The sequence below is a fragment of the Paraburkholderia sp. BL17N1 genome (assembly GCF_003634175.1).
GTDB lineage: Bacteria > Pseudomonadota > Gammaproteobacteria > Burkholderiales > Burkholderiaceae > Paraburkholderia.
In genome coordinates this window covers 609,504-625,781 of record NZ_RBIW01000002.1, presented here as the reverse complement: position 1 = coordinate 625,781, position 16,278 = coordinate 609,504, and the positions used below count along the sequence as shown (strand labels likewise).

Genomic DNA, 16,278 nt, shown 5'->3' with positions numbered 1-16,278 from the left:
GGACACTATGTCCAGATATCGTTTTGATCTCGTTGTGTTTTTGGCTGGTCTGGCCGCTGTGTGCTGGATCGCCGCCGGCTACGCCGGTTCGAACCCGCTGGCACTGGCCGTCACCTTATTGATCGGCGTGTGCTATCTGGCGGGTTCGCTCGAATTGCACCGCTACAACCAGGCGACCGCTACGCTCACGCAGGCGGTCGCCGGGCTATCCGGGCCACCGCCGAGTCTCGGTGCATGGCTCGAGCCCTTGCATCCGAGCCTGCGGCACGCTGCGCGCCTGCGCGTTGAGGGCGAGCGGGTGGCCTTGCCGGGTCCGGCACTCACGCCTTACCTGGTCGGCTTGCTGGTGCTGCTGGGCATGCTGGGCACGTTGCTCGGCATGGTGGTGACCTTGCGCGGCACCGGCATGGCGCTGGAAAGCGCGACCGACCTGCAGGCGATCCGCGCTTCGCTCGCCGCGCCGGTCAAGGGTTTGGGCTTCGCGTTCGGCACCTCGATTGCGGGCGTGGCGACTTCCGCGATGCTCGGGCTGCTGTCCGCGCTGTGCCGGCGTGAGCGCCTACAGGCCGCGCAGATGCTCGACGTGAAGATCGCGACGACCCTGCGCATCTACTCGCAGAGTCACCAGCGCGAGGAGGCCTTCAGGCTTCTGCAGCGCCAGTCCGAGGTGATGCCCACGCTGGTCGACCGTCTGCAGACGATGGTGTCGGCCATCGAGCAGCAAAGCCTCGCCTTGAACGAGCGGCAGATCGCCAGCCAGGAGGCCTTCCACGGCAGGGCCGAGGCCGCTTATACGCGCCTCGCGAGTTCGGTCGAGCAGTCGTTGAAGGAGAGCGTGGCGGACAGCACGCGCGCCGCCGGCGCGGCGCTGCAGCCGGTCATGCAAGCCACGATGGCCGGCCTCGCGCGCGAGACGAGCGCGTTGCACGACACCGTTACGCACGCCGTGCAGCGGCAACTGGACGGGCTGTCGAGCGGCTTCGAGACGACCACCACGACCGTCGCGGATATCTGGAACAAAGCATTGGCGGGACATCAGCGTTCGAGCGAGGAACTGGCGCAGCATCTGCGCGCCTCGCTGGATCGCTTCACCGACACTTTCGAGCAACGCTCGGCCGGTCTGCTCGACGGCGTTTCCGCGCGGCTGGAAAACACGGCGGGCAACGTTTCGAAGGCCTGGAACGAGGCGTTGGCGCGTCAGGAGCGCGTCGGCGAAAAGCTCGCGGCGAACAACCAGCAGGCCTTGGCGGCGGCCGCCGCGACTTTCGAGCAGCACGCGGCGTCTCTGCTGCGTGGCGTGGGTCAGTCGCACGCGGACTTGCAGACCGAACTGGCTTTGAAGGATGAACAACGGCTCGCCGCCTGGACTGAAACACTCGGTGCGATGGCGGCGACGTTGAGCAAGGCGTGGGAGCAGTCGGGCGCGCAAACCGCGAGCCGTCAGCAGGAAATCTGCGAGACGCTGGCGCAAACCGCGCGTGATATCTCGGCACAGACGCAAGCGCACGCCAGCAACACGATCGCGGAGATCGACAGGCTCGTCGAGGCCGCGGCCGAAGCGCCGAAAGCGGCGGCGAGTCTGCAGGCTGAACTGGCTTCGCGAGACCAGCAGCGTCTGGCCGCCTGGACCGAGACGCTCGGCGCGATAGCCGCCACGTTGAGCAAGGAATGGGCGCAGTCCGGCGCGCAAACCGCGAACCGTCAGCAGGAAATCTGCGAGGCGCTGGCGCAAACCGCACGCGATATTTCGGCCCAAACGCAGGCGCACGCCAGCAATACGATCGCCGAAATCGACCGGCTCGTGCAGGCCGCGGCCGAAGCGCCGAAGGCCGCGGCAAATCTGCAAGCCGAACTGGCCTCGCGAGACCAGCAGCGTCTGGCCGCCTGGACCGAAGCGCTCGGCGCGATGGCCAGGACCCTGAGCGCGGAATGGGAACAGGCGGGCGAGCGCACCGCGAGCCGTCAGCAGGAAATTTGCGAGACGCTGGCGCAAACCGCGCGCGACATCTCCGCCCAAACGCAGGCCCACGCCAGCGAGACGATCGCCGAGATCGGCCAACTCGTGCAAGCGGCTTCGGAAGCGCCCAAGGCCGCGGCCGAAGTCGTCGCCGAATTGCGTCAGAAGCTCTCCGACAGCATGGTCCGCGATACCGCGATGCTGCAGGAGCGCAGCCGCTTGCTGGAAACGCTGGAAACCCTGCTCGACGCCGTCAATCACGCATCCACCGAGCAGCGCACGGCCGTCGACGCGCTCGTCGCGACATCGGCGGATCTGCTGGAGCGCGTGGGCACGCGCTTCACCGACAAGATCGAACTCGAAACCGGCAAGCTGGGTTTGGTGGCCGCGCAAGTCACCGGCAGCGCCGTCGAAGTGGCGAGCCTCGGCGACGCGTTCGGCACCGCTGTGCAAGTGTTCGGCGAGTCGAACGACAAGCTGGTGACGCACCTGCAGCGTATCGAAACTGCGCTCGACAAATCCCTCGCGCGCAGCGACGAACAACTCGCGTACTACGTGGCGCAGGCGCGGGAAGTCATCGATCTGAGCGTGATGTCGCAGAAGCAGATCGTCGAAGACCTGCAGCAACTTGCCGCCCGGCGTGCGTCAGCGGGAGCTGAAGCGGCATGAGCGAGGACATCGACGGCGGCGTGGAGCAGGTCGCGCCGATCTGGCCGGTTTTCGGCGACCTGATGTCGGTGCTGCTGGGCGCCTTCGTGCTGATCCTCGTGGGCGTGATCGGCGTGCAACTGGAGCTGTCGAGCAAGCTGGAGCAGGAAGTCAAGCAGCGTCAACTGGAAACGCAGCGCCGCAAGACGCTCGAGCAGGCGCTCGCGGGTCCGCTCGCGGCTGGGCGCGTGACGCTGGTGAACGGGCGCATCGGGATCAGCGGCAATGTGCTGTTCGCGCTGAACTCCGATCAGTTGCAGCCGCAAGGCCGGGATTTGCTGAAGAGTCTGGCCGGGCCGCTGTCCGCGTATCTCGGCGCCAACGACGAAATCCTGATGGTGAGCGGCTTTACCGACGATCAGCGCTTGCGCGAAGGCAACCGCCGTTTCGCGGACAACTGGGAATTGTCGGCGCAGCGCGCGCTGACGGTGACGCGCGCGCTGATCGACGACGGCGTGCCCGCGTCGTCGCTGTTTGCGGCGGCCTTCGGTTCCGGACAACCGGTGAGCTCGAATACGGACGAGCAGGGCCGCGCCAAAAACCGTCGCGTGGAAATTGCGCCGGTGCCGCGGCCGTCGACCTCGACGGTAAAGCCTCGTGAGTAACGCGGGCGATAACGATCCGGCACGCGGAGCCCGTGCGACGCTGGACGCGTGGCGCGAACGCGGCGCCGATCGGCTCGATCCTGTCCGCTTCCATTTCATCGACGCGCTCGAACGGCGCGCGGCCGGTCACAGCGGCGAAGCGCGGCGGATTCTGGACGAAAGGCTGTCCGGGCTACTGGACGCGTACGCCGGGCACATCGAACGCGCCGCCGCATCTTCGGCTGATGACACTGCTGTGCAAGCCGCCAACGAGCCCGCGTACGCAGCGCTGAAGAGCCTCGTCGACTACATCGCGAGTCAGGATCATGTGCCCGCGGCGAGCGGTTTGCCGTGCGCCGCTTCATATCCCGAGATGCCCGCGCTCGATTACTTCAGGGACGTCTGGTCGAAAGTTCGCACGGAAAAGCAGTTGCGGCAGTCGCTGGAAAAGGTGCCGGGCAACGCCGGCCCGCTCAACTCGAGCAGCCTCGTGCATCGGGCGCTCTCGCTGATGAGCGAAGTGTCGCCGGGCTACCTCAAGCAGTTTCTGTCCTACGTCGATGCCTTGTCGTGGATGGAACAGATAAACGGCGGCGCCGCGCCCGCCGGTAAAGACGCGCCCCGCGCCGGCAACGCCGGCAAGAGCGCTCGCGGCAAAGCACGTTAGTGCGATATGTGCCGGAACGTGCCCGGCGCGTTTTCCCTCGCGGCTGACGGCGCTCAGTCGAAATCGAAGACGTCGAAAAGGGAGCGCTTTTTCTTCTGCGTCCGATAACCCGATCGATGATCGTCGTAACCGCGGTGGCTGTCGTACGAACGATCCCGCTCCCGGTGGCCGTCGTGGCTTGCGCGCGGGGCGGGCGGCGGGTCGGGTTGGGCCGCGTCCTGCGCGATCAGCTTGTCGAGTTCGCCTCGATCGAGCCACACGCCCCGGCAGTCGGGACAGTAGTCGACTTCGATCGAGCGGCGCTCGGTCATCAGCAGGTCGGTGGTCTTGCAAACAGGGCATTTCATAGCGTTGCTCCTCAAGAGTAGAAAGACATCGCATGCTGGACCGGGCGAATGCACACTCCCGATCCGGGAAAACCGTCACGCGCTTTTCGCTTATTGCCCGCTACTGAGCACGCGCTTCGATTTCGCGCGGCGCACCAGCATGTTCATCGCCTCGACGAACGCGGAGAACGCCATTGCCACGTAGATGTAAGCCTTCGGCACATGCGAACCGAAACCTTCCGCAATCAGCGTCATACCGATCACGAGCAGAAAGCTGAGCGCGAGCGTGACGATGGTCGGATTGCGATCGATAAAGCGTGACAGCGGGCGTGCTGCGAACAGCATGGCCAGGACCGCGCTGATCACCGCGATGAACATGATCGGCATGTGTTCGGTCATGCCCACAGCTGTGATGATGCTGTCGACCGAGAACACCATATCGAGCACCAGGATCTGGCCGATCGCGGCCGCCACGGTCAACTGGACGGTGCTGCCCGCTTTGTCGCGTTGCTCCTCGGCATGCGTCACGTGGTGATGAATCTCGCGCGTCGCCTTCCAGACGAGGAACAGGCCGCCGCCGAGCAGGATCAGGTCGCGCCACGAAAACGCGTGACTGAATAGCGTGATGGCCGGCGCGGTCAATTGCGCGATCCACGCGACCGTGCCGAGCAGGCCGAGCCGCATGACGAGCGCGAGCATGATGCCGATGCGCTGCGTGCGCGCGCGTTGCGCTTCCGGCAGCTTGTTGCTGAGGATCGAGATGAAGATCAGGTTGTCGATGCCGAGCACGATTTCCATCACGATCAGCGTGAGGAGCGCGGCCCATGCGGCGGGGTCGGCAGCGAGTGTGAGCAGAGTGTCCATGGTGTCCGTAAGCGGATGAATGCGGGTGACGTTGGATTAGCGATCATGATCGCTATCTTCTGGCTTCGGATAAACAAGTGATACTCTGAGCGACGTATCGTTTTTTTCGAAGTGTTACGCCATGCTCAATTACCGGCATCTGTATTACTTCTGGATAGTAGTGAAAGAGGGCGGCTTCGCGCGTGCGGCCGAACGTCTCGATATGGCCGTGCAGACCATCAGTGCGCAGGTGCGGGAACTGGAGAAGTCGATCGGGCGCCAACTGCTGAAACCGGCGGGACGGGGCGTCACGATGACCGAAGCCGGCGAGACCGCGTTCAATTGCGCGGAGCAGATTTTTCAGCTTGGCGAGGCGCTCCTCGACGAGATGCGCGAGGCCGGTGGAGAAGGTGTGGCACGGCTCGCCGTCGGTCTTTCCGATGGCATTTCGAAGCTCGCGGCGCACGCGCTGCTGGCGCCGGTGCTCGGCACGCCGTCGCTCAGGCTTCTATGTCACGAGGGCGAGCACGCGGAGCTGATGTCCGAACTCGCGCTGCATCGGCTCGATCTGGTGCTCGCTTGCCAGCCGGCGCCGCACAATGCCGACCTGCGCGTACTGAGCCAGCGCCTGGCTGGTTCGCCGGTCGATTGGTACGGCCCGACTGAGATCGTCCGCAAATCCGCGCGCGCGGGCTTTCCGCAGTGTCTCGCGGAGGTGCCCGTGCTTCTGCCGACCCGGCACGCCGCCTTGCGCGCGCGGCTCGACCGTTGGTTCGACGCGCAGGGCATCCGGCCGCGCATCGTCGGCGAATTCGAGGACAGCGCGCTCATGGCGGTGTTCGCCGCGCGCGGACTCGGCGTGTTTCCACTCGCGGAACTCGGCGCGGAAGATCTGACGCTGCTGCGGGGCCTGCGCTGGCTCGGCCGCGCCGATGGCGTGATCGAAGAGATTCACGCCATCCGATCGCGTCGCGGGCAACATCACGGGCTCGCTTCTCAGGTGGTGGCCGGCGCGCGCTGATAACCGCGCATGACGCGCGACGGCAGTCCGTGACGGTTGACGGCCGGCGTCAGGTCGGGTCCCCACGCGTTCAACATGGCGGCGAGCAGGGCGATTTCGCCGTCCGCCAGATAGTCGTCCGCGACCGCCACGGCGACACACAGGCGAATGACCTTGCGGCGCAACGTGGGATCGTCGATCTCGTCGATCAAGGTCGTGAGCATGGTCGGGTCGAGACGGCCCACCGGCGGCGCGAACGACAGATGCGCGACCGAGTGGTCTTCGCACAGCGTCTGCACGATCTGCTCGAATTGCGCGGGCGCGAGACCGAGTTCGCCGGCGATATTCAATCTCTGCAGCACACGCTCTTCCGAACTGCACACGTGGCCGTCCGCAGTGAGGGCCAGCGCGACGATGCGTGCTGCGGCTTGCGGGCTGTTACGCGGGTAGGTGCGCATGATTCTTTCCTTGCCTGGACGACGTCCGTAGTGAAGATGAGGTCCAGTGTGCGGTAGGTTAGGGATCGGATAAACCTGCTAAATGCGAAGCGAAGGTTCGGAAAAGACGAAGATTGGGGGGAGCCGTTCGAGCGTTTGTCCGCTGCGTCTTGGTCGCCGCGCGTGCCGTGTTCCTACTGCATTCAGGTGAGTACTTTGATCTCGGCCCGGATGTGACGGATCGAGTGGACTGGCCGGTCACCGGTGAAGCGCCCGACTTCCAGGCGCCTCATCGGAGAACCAGGCGAACTTCGTCGATTTAAAGCGGATGAAGTTTGCCATTGAGGTCCATCGACCACTTCGAGCCGTCGCCGAACGTGAGCACGCCATTCATGGCGTCGATGTGGGTCGGCTTGCCGACAGGTTCTTTATCTTTGCCGCCGACGACGCGTGCCATGTCGGCAGAGCTCATTTCTTCATTGCGATGCAGTTCGCGGATCTTCAGGTCTTTCATGACGTTCTCCTTTGAGAAAATTACCTGGGTGTGCGAGCACTCTTGTGTGTGCTCGCACACTTACACTGCACATGATGTGCCATGCATGCTTGAAGATCCTCAGCGTGCTGATAACAAAGGGGTTGCAGGTTTGATGAGCTTGCGGCGAAGCTGTGGGTGGTGCGGTAAAACCAACAGTCGGCCAGCCTGCTGTCTGTTGAACCACAACAGCTCTACACTGGCGAGGTTCTGTTTCAAACGATCATGGCTCCACGGATTTTGGCGAAGGGCACCGAAGCTTTCGCATCCAGCCGCTAGACGCGAGTACCGTCCCCTGGTGAGTTGCATGCCGGCAAAAAAGCAGCGTCGATCCGAAGAGGACCGACGCTCGAAAGTAGAGCCCGCTGTCCACAGGTTCACACACACCGGACCGGCATCAATGCATGGGCATGTCCTGCATGGCTGGCTGGTTGTTGTTTAGTGCGCTCTGCTGGGCTGCGTGCATGGCGGCTACTTTTTTTTCCGCTTCCTGAATGTCGGCGGGATAGTCGCTTTCGTCGCCGCGAGACGGATCGTATCCGGCAGCTTCCAGCTCCTCGAGTTCGTGGCGCACCTCGGCGCGCGTGAGCTGGTGCGCGCCGGGCGTGGCCGACGTTTGCGCGTAGGCGCCGCTTGCCGTTGCCAGAAGGGCGGCGCATGCAACGAGTGCGCCTGCTGCGGCGCGGGCCATGAGACGGTTCAGAGAGATCAGTTTCATGTCAATACTCCTCGATATGCGAGCGCAATCTTCGAACTCGACGTGAGTCGGCGTCAACACGCTCTGAACGGTTAAACCAGGGGCGTGGATGTCTTATTCCCGGCAGTGCGTTGAAAAATACGAGGGAATAATCACGTCGGATTCGGCGTCTTGCAGTGCGTGAAGACACGAATTGGGGTGAGCAAAATGAACATCATCGATATGGCCCGCGAATCGGGAATGGCCGTCATTCTCGACGCCCGGATTGGCCGGGAGGAGTACCACAGCGTATGCGGTTCGCTGTCGGCACTGGAGAAATTCGCCGACGCTATCCGCCAGACGCCGGTGAATCACAAAGCGGATAGCGAGCGGCGGAAACGGCCTCTCACGCGAGGCCTGAAATGAATCGAACGCGTATTGCGAGCTGGAAGCCGCTGTATTCGGCCGACATGCTGCGGGCCACCGGGCGCGCGCCGATTGCGCCTTTTCGGCGGCCGCTGGGTATGGTTGTTCGCGTGGCGAGGGAACCGGCTGTTCATACTCTGCTGCGCCGCTGTCAGCTCGTGTCCGGCGTGGTGCTGCTGGTCTATCTCTCCCTGCATCTGATCAATCACGCGCTCGGTATCTGGTCACTGGACCTTGCGGGTCGCGGTCTTGCGCTGGCTTTGCGGGTGTGGCGCAGTGTGCCGGGAACGGTGCTTCTCTATGGCGCGTCGCTATTGCATTTTTCGCTGGCGCTGCGAACGATCTACGGACGCCGTCACTGGAAAATGCCGCTCGCTGAATGGGTCCGGCTTTGGGCGGGACTGAGTCTGCCGCTGCTGTTGATCCGTCATGTGGTTTCTACCCGGCTTGCCTCGTCGCTGTACGGATTCGAGCCGAACTACGAGCGCATTGTGATATCGCTCATCACCAGCGGCACGCAAGGTTTGCAGCTTGCACTGCTTGCGCCCGGCTGGGTGCATGGTTGTCTGGGACTGTGGCTGCGTATGCGTCATCGTGCCGGGGCGCGGCGCGCGAAACCTTATCTGATGGGGCTGCTCGTTGGATTGCCCATGCTGTCCGCCGCGGGTTTTGTTCGAATGAAGCAGGCAGTCCTCGCACTTTGCATCGGGCCATTGCGGACCGATCCCAAGCTGGTCGCGCATCAACTTTCACTCGATGCATGGCGCCACAACATTCTGATGCTGTATCTGTCGTTGTTGATCGGCGCCTTCGTGGCGGGTCAGCTACGCAACTGGCGGGAACGCCGGCAGCTTCGGAAGGCGGCGATGACCATCTGATGCCACCGTTCTGATACCCTGGTCCCTTCGACGACGCCACGCACTCTGCAAAATGTTCCGCTGTGGCGCTGAACTCGTGGACTTTTTCGCGCGCAATGTAGGAGGCGGGCAAGCTGGGCGATGCCGACGATCGCAGCACCTCCCAGCGGAGCCAGGCGCCGTCCGTCACATCAGGACACCGGCGGAACTCGACCGGTTGACGGCCGTCGGCAACTCGAAGCAGAAGGTCGTGCCCGTTCCCGACGTGTCGAGCAAACGTATCTGGCTCCGGTTCAGTTGCAGCATGCGCTGGACGATCAGCAGCCCCAGTCCGCCGCCCCGATGCGCGCCGCCTGAGCTGAACGGGCGTTCGAACAGACCTTCACGCTGTTCGGGCGGAATGCCCGGACCCGTGTCGGCGATCGTCACCGACACCTTGCCGTCCTTATGCGCGAGATCCACTTCGATCGATCCTTCAGTGGGCGTGTGGCGAATGGCATTGTCGAGCAGGTTCGTCAGCACGCGCTCGATCATGCCGAGATCGGCACTGACATTCGGCAGGCGTGACGGAATATTCGCGCGCAACTGAATGTGCCGCGCCTCGGCCGGCAATTCGAATTTCTGAAACACGTCCTGCACCAGATCGACCAGCGAGAACTGTTCGAGCACCGGCTGCACGTTGCCGTGTTCGAGTCTGGCCAGTTCAAACAGAGCTTGCGCCAGCCGGCCCACCTTGACGCTTTGCGCGAGCGCGATGGCCAGATAGCGTTTGCGCTCCGTTTCGCCGAGCGTGTCGGACTTCAGCGACAGCGTCTCGAGATAGCCGTGCAGCGAGGTCAACGGTGTGCGCAGATCGTGCGAAATATTGGCGATCAGTTCGCGACGCTGCTGGTCCTGTCGCGTCAGCGCTCGCCATTGTTCTCCGATGCGGTTCGCCATCTGCGCGAACGTCGCTTCAAGCACGGCGATTTCGTCGCGCCGACCGGCCGGCGACGAGCGCGGCACACTCGGCTGGGTGTCGGGCTCGCCCTCGGCGTCGAAGCGGCGCATGGCGTCGGTGAGGCGCCGCAGCGGGCGCGTGATCAGGCCGAATGCGGTCAAGCCGGCCAGCAATCCCAGCAGCGCGACCAGCGCCATCGACCACAAGGTAGTGCGCAGCACGGAACTGGCCGCCACGCGCGCGGCGAGCGCGTCGTGTTCCTCGCCGAGCAGGACCACGTAGATATAGCCGGACGGCGCCTGTCCGCCCAATTGCAGTGGCGCTGCGCTGAACACCTTTTTACCGTCGATGCTGCGCGGATCGTCGCCGAGAATCGGCAGCGCGTCTCCCGCGATGAATTGCCGGATCGGCGCAAGATTCACCTGTTCGCGCTTGACGTGTCCCGCGGGCGCGTCGTCGCCTTTGATGTGCCCTTGATTGTCGAGCAGGTACACCTCGACACTCGGATTCACCCTCATCAACTGGCCGAATAGCTGCCGGACCGCGTCGGGGCGCAAGCCATTGGCGTCCATCAACGAGTTGCCATGAGCGATATGGTCGGCGAGATTGCGCGACAGGCTCTGGATGACTTCTTTCTCGTGCAGATCGCTGGAACGGATCTGCAGGAACGCCGACGCGCCGCAGCATGCCAGCAGCAGCACCGAGAAAACGAGCGAGAGCCGCTGGGTCAGCGTCAGATTCACGATGGGTCCTTCGGTGCGCCGGCCGGCTCGCCGGGGACAGCGAGCTTGTAGCCGCGTCCCCAGACGGTCAGGATGCGCTCGGGTTGAGCCGGATCGGCCTCGATCTTCGCGCGCAGCCGGTTGATATGAGTGTTGACGGTGTGCTCGTAGCCTTCGTGCTGATAGCCCCACACCGCATTGAGCAGGTCCATGCGCGAGAACACTTTGCCGGGATGCTGCGCGAAGTAATAGAGCAGGTCGAATTCGCGCGGCGTGAGTTCGATCGGCCTGCCGTCGACGGCGGCCTCGCGTGTCAACGGATCGATCGACAACCCCGCGATGCGCAGGGTGCCGGCTTCGAGTTTCGAGTCTTTCGCCAGCGCGTCGACGCGGCGCAGCAGCGCTTTCACGCGCGCCACCAGTTCGAGCACCGAGAACGGTTTGGCGAGATAGTCGTCCGCGCCGAGTTCGAGGCCGAGAATCCGGTGCACTTCGCTCGACCGCGCGCTGGTGATGATGATCGGCGTATAGCGCGTCATCGCGCGGGCACGCCGGCAGATTTCCAGCCCGTCGACGCCGGGCAGCATCAGATCGAGAATCAGCGCGTCCCAGCCGCCTTGTTCCAGCAGGCGCAGCCCTTCATTGCCGTCGGCGCTGTGCACGACTTCATAGCGCTCGTCGCGCAGATGCAGGCTCAGCACGTTGGCGATGTCGACGTCGTCTTCCACGATCAGGATGCGCTTCGGATTGTCCATGGTGGGCTTGTGCCGCGGTTCAGGGAATGGTTGAGGAGGAAGGCCGGGCGCGGCCGCCGGGAAAAGCGGCCATGGCGCCATTGTGCAAAATTTCCGGGCCGCGAGTTATCACATTTAATTTAACTTTTCGTGAGGACTTCGACACCAGCGGCGCTCTAGGATGTGGGCACTTTCTGCAGTATCAGATTTTGAATGAACTGTACGCCGGCTGCCGCGCGAGCCGGCGTGCCCACTTTAACCGACCTACACGAACGTTCGGAACTGACATGTTACTCATCGTTCTCGCCTATCTCGGCGGCGCCCTCACGATTCTCAGCCCGTGCATCCTGCCGGTGCTGCCGTTTGTTTTCGCGCGCGCCGACCAGCCTTTCGTGCGCAGCGGCTTGCCCTTGCTGGCGGGCATGGCGCTGACCTTCGCCCTCGTCGCGACGCTTGCCGCGGTGGGCGGCGGCTGGGTCACGCAGGCTAACCAGTACGGCCGCTGGGTGGCTATCGCGCTGCTGGCGATCTTCGGGCTGACGCTGCTGTTCCCGCGCTTCGCCGATCATCTGATGCGGCCGCTCGTCAGCGCCGGCAATCGCCTGTCGAACTTCGCGCAGGCCGACGGTCAGCAGGTTCGCGCGGGTTCATCGTTTCTGCTCGGCATTGCCACCGGCCTGTTGTGGGCGCCGTGCGCCGGTCCGATTCTCGGTCTCGTGCTGACGGGCGCGGCATTGCGCGGTGCAAGCGTCGGCACGACGTTCCTGCTGGTGGCCTACGCGGCCGGCGCGGCGACTTCGCTGGCGGTGGCCCTGCTGATCGGCGGCAAGGTGTTCACGGCGATGAAGCGTTCGCTGGGCGCGGGCGAATGGATCCGCCGCGGCATCGGCGCATTGATGTTGTGCGGCGTGGCGGCGATTGCGCTCGGTTTCGACACCGGCGTGCTTGCTCGCGTCTCCACGGTTGCGACTGGCGGCCTCGAACAGAAACTCGTCGATAAGCTGTCGCCGAACGCGGCGCTGGGCAAAGCGCCGGTCGCCGGCAATCCGGCCGATGCGTCCGGCGGTGCAATGGCGAGCGCCAAGCTCGCGCCGCAATCGGCCGCTAATGCCGGTGCGGATTCCACCGCGACCAATGCGGCGCAGGACGGTGCGATGATGCGCACCGCCGCCGAGGCGGCGCCGCTGCCGGTCGAAGGCGTGCTGCCCCCGCTGGACGGCGCGGTCCAATGGCTGAATTCGCCGCCGCTCACCACGCAGGATTTGCGCGGCAAAGTCGTGCTCGTCGACTTCTGGACATACTCGTGCATCAATTGCTTGCGTTCGCTGCCGTATGTCAAAGCGTGGGCGCAGAAGTACAAGGATCAGGGGCTTGTCGTGATCGGCGTGCATGCGCCGGAGTTCGCCTTCGAACGCAATATCGACAATGTGAAGAAAGCCACGCACGACCTCGGCGTTGACTACCCCGTTGCGATCGACAACAACTACGCAATCTGGCGCGCGCTGAATAATCAGTACTGGCCCGCCCACTATTTCGTCGATGCGAAAGGGCAGATCCGCTATCACCACTTCGGCGAAGGCGATTACGCGGAATCCGAAAAGGTGATCCAGCAACTGCTGACCGAAGCGGGCCACGCGAATGCGTCGAAAGTGGCCATTGGTATCGCCAACGGCGGCGCGCAGGGCGTGCAGGCCGCGGCGGACAACGCCGATATGCAATCGCCGGAAACCTACGTCGGTTATGAGCGCGCGGAGAACTTCGCGTCGCCGGGCGGGGAGGTGGCGGACAAGACGCACGTGTATGCAGCGCCGTCGCAACCCGGCGTCGACGACTGGGGCCTTGCCGGTTCATGGAACGTGGGTGCCGAGCACGCCACGCTCCTGGCGCCCGCGGGACGCATCGTGTATCGCTTTCATGCACGCGACCTGCACTTGGTGCTCGGTCCGGGCACGGACGGCAAACCGGTGCGGTTTCGCGTGAGCGTCGATGGCGCCGCGCCCGGCGCGTCGCACGGCACCGACGTCGCCGCCGATGGCAGCGGCACCGTGACCGGACAGCGTCTCTATCAACTGGTGCGGCAAACGGGCGAAGTCGGGGACCACACGTTCTCGATCGAGTTTCTGGACCCGGGCGTGCAGGCATTTGCTTTCACGTTCGGCTAAGCCGAAGCCGATGCAAATGGCTCGACTCAACTCTTACTGACCTCAAGGACTGACCATGCGTACGATATCCAACAGCACAGCGTCACTGCGGAAGCGTTTCTCCGTCACGCGAATCATGGGCCTCGTCGTCGTGACTCTGGGCGCCGTGGCCGCGCAACACGTCGCGCATTCCGCTGAAGCCGCCACGAAGATTCCCGCGCCCGTACAGGACGAGAAAGCCGCCGCGACGCATAGCGAAACGGCGGTGTTCGCCGGCGGCTGCTTCTGGGGCGTGCAAGGCGTGTTCGAACACGTGCGCGGCGTGAAGCAGGTTGCCTCGGGTTACACCGGCGGGGCGGCATCCACGGCGGAATACGAAACTGTCAGCGAAGGCGATACAGGACACGCGGAATCGGTGCAGATCACCTACGATCCGACGCAGATTACGTATGGCCGCTTGCTGCAGATATTCTTCTCGGTCGCGCACAATCCTACCGAGTTGGACTATCAGGGCCCCGACCACGGCACGCAATATCGTTCGGCGATTTTTCCGGTGAATGCGGCGCAGCGCGGCATCGCGCAGTCGTATATCGCGCAACTCGATAACGCCCATGTGTTTCCGGCCAAAGTCGTGACGCGCGTCGAAGACTTCAAGGGCTTTTATCCGGCGGAAAGTTATCACCAGAACTTCCTCGCATTGCATCCCGACTATCCGTACATTGCGATCAACGATCTGCCGAAAGTAACCGATCTGAAGCGGATGTTCCCGGATCTGTATCGCAACGATCCGGTGTTGTTCGCGACGGCGTCGCGGTAGGGTGTGGGCTGATGCGCCGCCACGGCCGTAGCCGTGGCGGCATGCGGCGCATTGATGGGAAGTAGTGGTTGAGCCGACACGCGCACGGCCGGATGCTTCCATCCTGATGTAGCGGTCTGCTGCGCGATACGCTCAAGCTTTGTGAGTTGGGTAATGCTTGCTTGCTTGCGCATCACTTGCCGGCGGCGTTGCATGGGTGAAGGTGCTAGTCGAGCAGACGCTGCGTTGATCTTCGCTGGCAGCGGCGAATCGACTCTTTACGGCACGTCAAGCTAGTTCGTGATGCGAAGTAACCACTAGCCGCAGACGCCTCGATCTTTGCGTTCCGGTTGTTCCTCGCGGGCCGATTTTCCGATAAGAGGATGCGACACCATTTCTGCATGACATTCAAATTATCGGGTTATGGTCAGCTAACCGTCCCCGCAAGTGCACGAATATTTGTATTACGATTATAAAATTGCACAATCCCAAACCCGCCTCCAGAAAGCGCCGCTAACCTCCTGACAAATCAAACAATTGCGTTTTATCCGCTGCGGCGAGGCAGAGCTTTTCCATTACTCTTCTATTGGAAAAGCTTCAGACGATTCCGAATGCATTCCTTTGCAATTGTCACTTATCACCCTTGGAACCGGACACGTTACGCGGATGAAACGTTTATAATTCGTCTGCCCAAAGGTTCTGTAACTAATACCGGGAAGATGGGTCGGGCGTCAGCGCGTCTGTAACAGTTACAGGCGGGGTTGCTGCGCTGCGGCAAGTGCTGTTGTGGGCCAAGCGGCCTGGCGGATCACGGGTTTTTCGGTGGCACACCTGATTCGCGACGCGAGGGCGCACCTAGAGCACTGTCGAACCGGTAGTTCACGCCAATAACTTGCGGTCAACGGTGAACGAAAAAAATGATATTAATTTTTCGTCATCCTGAATTTTTTAAGCCGCGCATATTGGTGCGAAATTTGTTGATCAAACTGAGGTGCGCTGATCCGTCAGTGTGAGCCTCGCCAGATGTTCGCGTCGCGTCAGCGGCATGCATTGATCCTCGTCACGTTTGCCCGGTCATGCGATCGGCGGGATTCTCCATGCCGGTGTCGACTGCATCTTTCACGCAATCGGTGCGCGTTGCGCTCGAAAGCCGCTGTTGAAGATATCGATGTAGTCATTGTTGCGATTGTCGAATGATCGTCGTGCAATGTAATAGTAAGGATGGCGTAATAAATAGAATGTTCGCCCGACGCTGGGAAAACATTTCGACTCGGCCGCTGTTCGGTGAAGTCGGAATGCGAGCGGAAGGCAGCGCGTCCGTCAGCGGATAGCGGCACATCAAAGCTTCATCAGCAACGAACGCGGTCAGCGCGTTCTCAGATTCACCTCTCTCTGGACTCAATAACGTCAAGGCGGGACGACTGATCGATCTTGCTGGCTTCTCGGGGGCAACCTGCTTTTAGCGAAACATACGGACAATGACGAGATACTTGAAACTATTGGGTGTTGCATCAGCAACAGTGTTGGCATCGTTTGCCGCGGAAAGCGCGCAGGCCCAGGCAAGCACCATCACGGTCTCCGGGCAGCAATACAAGTTGTGCGCGCAGGAGAACGGCAAGTGCTCGTTCCTTGGCACGGGCTCGGTGGTATTCGGGGCGGTCCCGCCCACGTCGCCGTCGGTGATGTTGAGCGCGCCGCGTACGTTCAGCAACGGCGTCGGCTGTTACGTGGGCGCCGTTTCGCAGTCGGACCCCGCGTACGGCTATGGCAAGTCATGCTGGGTTAAAGCGGTTGCGGCAACGCCGACTCCGGCTCCGGCTCCTACCCCGACGCCCGCGCCGACGCCGACGCCGACGCCGACTCCCACGCCGACCCCGACTCCGACGCCGACGCCGACCCCGACTCCCACGCCAACTCCGACACCCACGCCAA

At 63.0% G+C, this 16,278-nt stretch carries 16 protein-coding genes; 8 read left to right on the top strand and 8 right to left on the bottom strand.

Annotation, left to right across the window (positions count from 1 at the left end):
* Positions 1–7: 7 nt before the first annotated feature.
* Genes B0G82_RS22655 through B0G82_RS22645 form a run of 3 tightly spaced genes read left to right on the top strand, consistent with a single transcriptional unit; the run spans position 8 to position 3,916 of the window.
* Positions 8–2,626, top strand: coding sequence for a DUF802 domain-containing protein (locus B0G82_RS22655; protein WP_121309113.1), 2,619 nt, complete (start codon positions 8–10; stop codon positions 2,624–2,626).
* Entirely contained in the window at positions 2,623–3,270 is a 648-nt protein-coding gene (locus B0G82_RS22650; protein WP_116145752.1) for an OmpA family protein, read from the top strand. Before B0G82_RS22655 ends, B0G82_RS22650 begins: the two co-directional genes overlap by 4 nt.
* Positions 3,263–3,916, top strand: coding sequence for a DUF2894 domain-containing protein (locus B0G82_RS22645; RefSeq protein WP_116145751.1), 654 nt, complete (start codon positions 3,263–3,265; stop codon positions 3,914–3,916). The genes B0G82_RS22650 and B0G82_RS22645 overlap by 8 nt, the downstream gene beginning before the upstream one ends.
* Positions 3,917–3,969: 53 nt before the next feature.
* On the opposite strand, the gene B0G82_RS22640 is transcribed toward B0G82_RS22645, so the two are convergent.
* Together B0G82_RS22640 and B0G82_RS22635 are read right to left on the bottom strand one after the other, a co-directional pair.
* Positions 3,970–4,263, bottom strand: a complete 294-nt coding sequence (locus B0G82_RS22640; protein ID WP_116145749.1) for a zf-TFIIB domain-containing protein — start codon at positions 4,261–4,263, stop codon at positions 3,970–3,972.
* A 90-nt stretch (positions 4,264–4,353) separates the two neighbouring features.
* Positions 4,354–5,106 (bottom strand): TerC family protein, encoded by a 753-nt coding sequence (locus tag B0G82_RS22635; protein ID WP_121309112.1) that lies wholly within the window; start codon positions 5,104–5,106, stop codon positions 4,354–4,356.
* 121 nt (positions 5,107–5,227) lie between these two features.
* Between B0G82_RS22635 and B0G82_RS22630 the strand changes: the two genes are divergently transcribed.
* A complete protein-coding gene (locus B0G82_RS22630) occupies positions 5,228–6,106 on the top strand; it encodes a LysR family transcriptional regulator (RefSeq protein WP_121309111.1) in 879 nt (292 codons plus the stop codon).
* Here the strand turns inward: B0G82_RS22630 and B0G82_RS22625 are convergent.
* The 3 genes from B0G82_RS22625 to B0G82_RS22615 form a co-directional block, all read right to left on the bottom strand.
* The gene (locus B0G82_RS22625; RefSeq protein WP_121309110.1) at positions 6,082–6,543 is read right to left on the bottom strand and encodes a TerB family tellurite resistance protein; all 462 of its coding nucleotides are present in this window, start codon (positions 6,541–6,543) and stop codon (positions 6,082–6,084) included. The two genes, B0G82_RS22630 and B0G82_RS22625, sit on opposite strands and share 25 nt — an antisense overlap.
* Before the next feature lie 298 nt (positions 6,544–6,841).
* Positions 6,842–7,036 carry a hypothetical protein gene (locus tag B0G82_RS22620; protein ID WP_106277155.1) on the bottom strand — a complete coding sequence of 65 codons (195 nt, stop codon included), beginning with the start codon at positions 7,034–7,036 and terminating at the stop codon, positions 6,842–6,844.
* A 415-nt stretch (positions 7,037–7,451) separates the two neighbouring features.
* On the bottom strand, positions 7,452–7,772 hold the full coding sequence (locus tag B0G82_RS22615; protein ID WP_121309109.1) for a DUF4148 domain-containing protein: 321 nt from the start codon (positions 7,770–7,772) through the stop codon (positions 7,452–7,454).
* 186 nt (positions 7,773–7,958) lie between these two features.
* On the opposite strand from B0G82_RS22615, the gene B0G82_RS22610 reads away from it, so the two are divergent.
* Positions 7,959–8,156, top strand: coding sequence for a hypothetical protein (locus tag B0G82_RS22610; RefSeq protein WP_121309108.1), 198 nt, complete (start codon positions 7,959–7,961; stop codon positions 8,154–8,156).
* Between the two features lie 98 nt (positions 8,157–8,254).
* On the top strand, positions 8,255–9,034 hold the full coding sequence (locus B0G82_RS22605; protein ID WP_116148925.1) for a hypothetical protein: 780 nt from the start codon (positions 8,255–8,257) through the stop codon (positions 9,032–9,034).
* A gap of 165 nt (positions 9,035–9,199) precedes the next feature.
* On the opposite strand, the gene B0G82_RS22600 is transcribed toward B0G82_RS22605, so the two are convergent.
* Together B0G82_RS22600 and B0G82_RS22595 are read right to left on the bottom strand one after the other, a co-directional pair.
* A complete protein-coding gene (locus tag B0G82_RS22600) occupies positions 9,200–10,696 on the bottom strand; it encodes a HAMP domain-containing sensor histidine kinase (protein WP_121309107.1) in 1,497 nt (498 codons plus the stop codon).
* Entirely contained in the window at positions 10,693–11,430 is a 738-nt protein-coding gene (locus B0G82_RS22595) for a response regulator transcription factor (protein WP_121309106.1), read from the bottom strand. Before B0G82_RS22595 ends, B0G82_RS22600 begins: the two co-directional genes overlap by 4 nt.
* A 266-nt stretch (positions 11,431–11,696) precedes the next feature.
* Between B0G82_RS22595 and B0G82_RS22590 the strand changes: the two genes are divergently transcribed.
* Positions 11,697–13,571 (top strand): cytochrome c biogenesis protein DipZ, encoded by a 1,875-nt coding sequence (locus B0G82_RS22590; RefSeq protein ID WP_121309105.1) that lies wholly within the window; start codon positions 11,697–11,699, stop codon positions 13,569–13,571.
* A 55-nt stretch (positions 13,572–13,626) separates the two neighbouring features.
* Positions 13,627–14,367, top strand: coding sequence for a peptide-methionine (S)-S-oxide reductase MsrA (gene msrA / locus B0G82_RS22585; protein WP_121309104.1), 741 nt, complete (start codon positions 13,627–13,629; stop codon positions 14,365–14,367).
* A gap of 1,438 nt (positions 14,368–15,805) precedes the next feature.
* Here the strand turns inward: msrA and B0G82_RS40565 are convergent.
* Positions 15,806–16,057: a hypothetical protein gene (locus tag B0G82_RS40565; RefSeq protein WP_241974793.1), complete on the bottom strand. Its 252-nt coding sequence runs from the start codon at positions 16,055–16,057 to the stop codon at positions 15,806–15,808.
* Positions 16,058–16,278: the final 221 nt, after the last annotated feature.

Bases quoted from the DNA above. Each gene is read 5' to 3' on its own strand.
- B0G82_RS22625 (WP_121309110.1), bottom strand. From the start codon at position 6,543: ATGCGCACCTACCCGCGTAACAGCCCGCAAGCCGCAGCACGCATCGTC.
- B0G82_RS22590 (WP_121309105.1), top strand. From the start codon at position 11,697: ATGTTACTCATCGTTCTCGCCTATCTCGGCGGCGCCCTCACGATTCTC.
- B0G82_RS22610 (WP_121309108.1), top strand. From the start codon at position 7,959: ATGAACATCATCGATATGGCCCGCGAATCGGGAATGGCCGTCATTCTC.
- B0G82_RS22650 (WP_116145752.1), top strand. From the start codon at position 2,623: ATGAGCGAGGACATCGACGGCGGCGTGGAGCAGGTCGCGCCGATCTGG.
- B0G82_RS22595 (WP_121309106.1), bottom strand. From the start codon at position 11,430: ATGGACAATCCGAAGCGCATCCTGATCGTGGAAGACGACGTCGACATC.
- B0G82_RS22615 (WP_121309109.1), bottom strand. From the start codon at position 7,772: ATGAAACTGATCTCTCTGAACCGTCTCATGGCCCGCGCCGCAGCAGGC.
- B0G82_RS22630 (WP_121309111.1), top strand. From the start codon at position 5,228: ATGCTCAATTACCGGCATCTGTATTACTTCTGGATAGTAGTGAAAGAG.
- B0G82_RS22655 (WP_121309113.1), top strand. From the start codon at position 8: ATGTCCAGATATCGTTTTGATCTCGTTGTGTTTTTGGCTGGTCTGGCC.
- B0G82_RS22640 (WP_116145749.1), bottom strand. From the start codon at position 4,263: ATGAAATGCCCTGTTTGCAAGACCACCGACCTGCTGATGACCGAGCGC.
- B0G82_RS22620 (WP_106277155.1), bottom strand. From the start codon at position 7,036: ATGAAAGACCTGAAGATCCGCGAACTGCATCGCAATGAAGAAATGAGC.
- B0G82_RS22635 (WP_121309112.1), bottom strand. From the start codon at position 5,106: ATGGACACTCTGCTCACACTCGCTGCCGACCCCGCCGCATGGGCCGCG.
- msrA (WP_121309104.1), top strand. From the start codon at position 13,627: ATGCGTACGATATCCAACAGCACAGCGTCACTGCGGAAGCGTTTCTCC.
- B0G82_RS22605 (WP_116148925.1), top strand. From the start codon at position 8,255: ATGGTTGTTCGCGTGGCGAGGGAACCGGCTGTTCATACTCTGCTGCGC.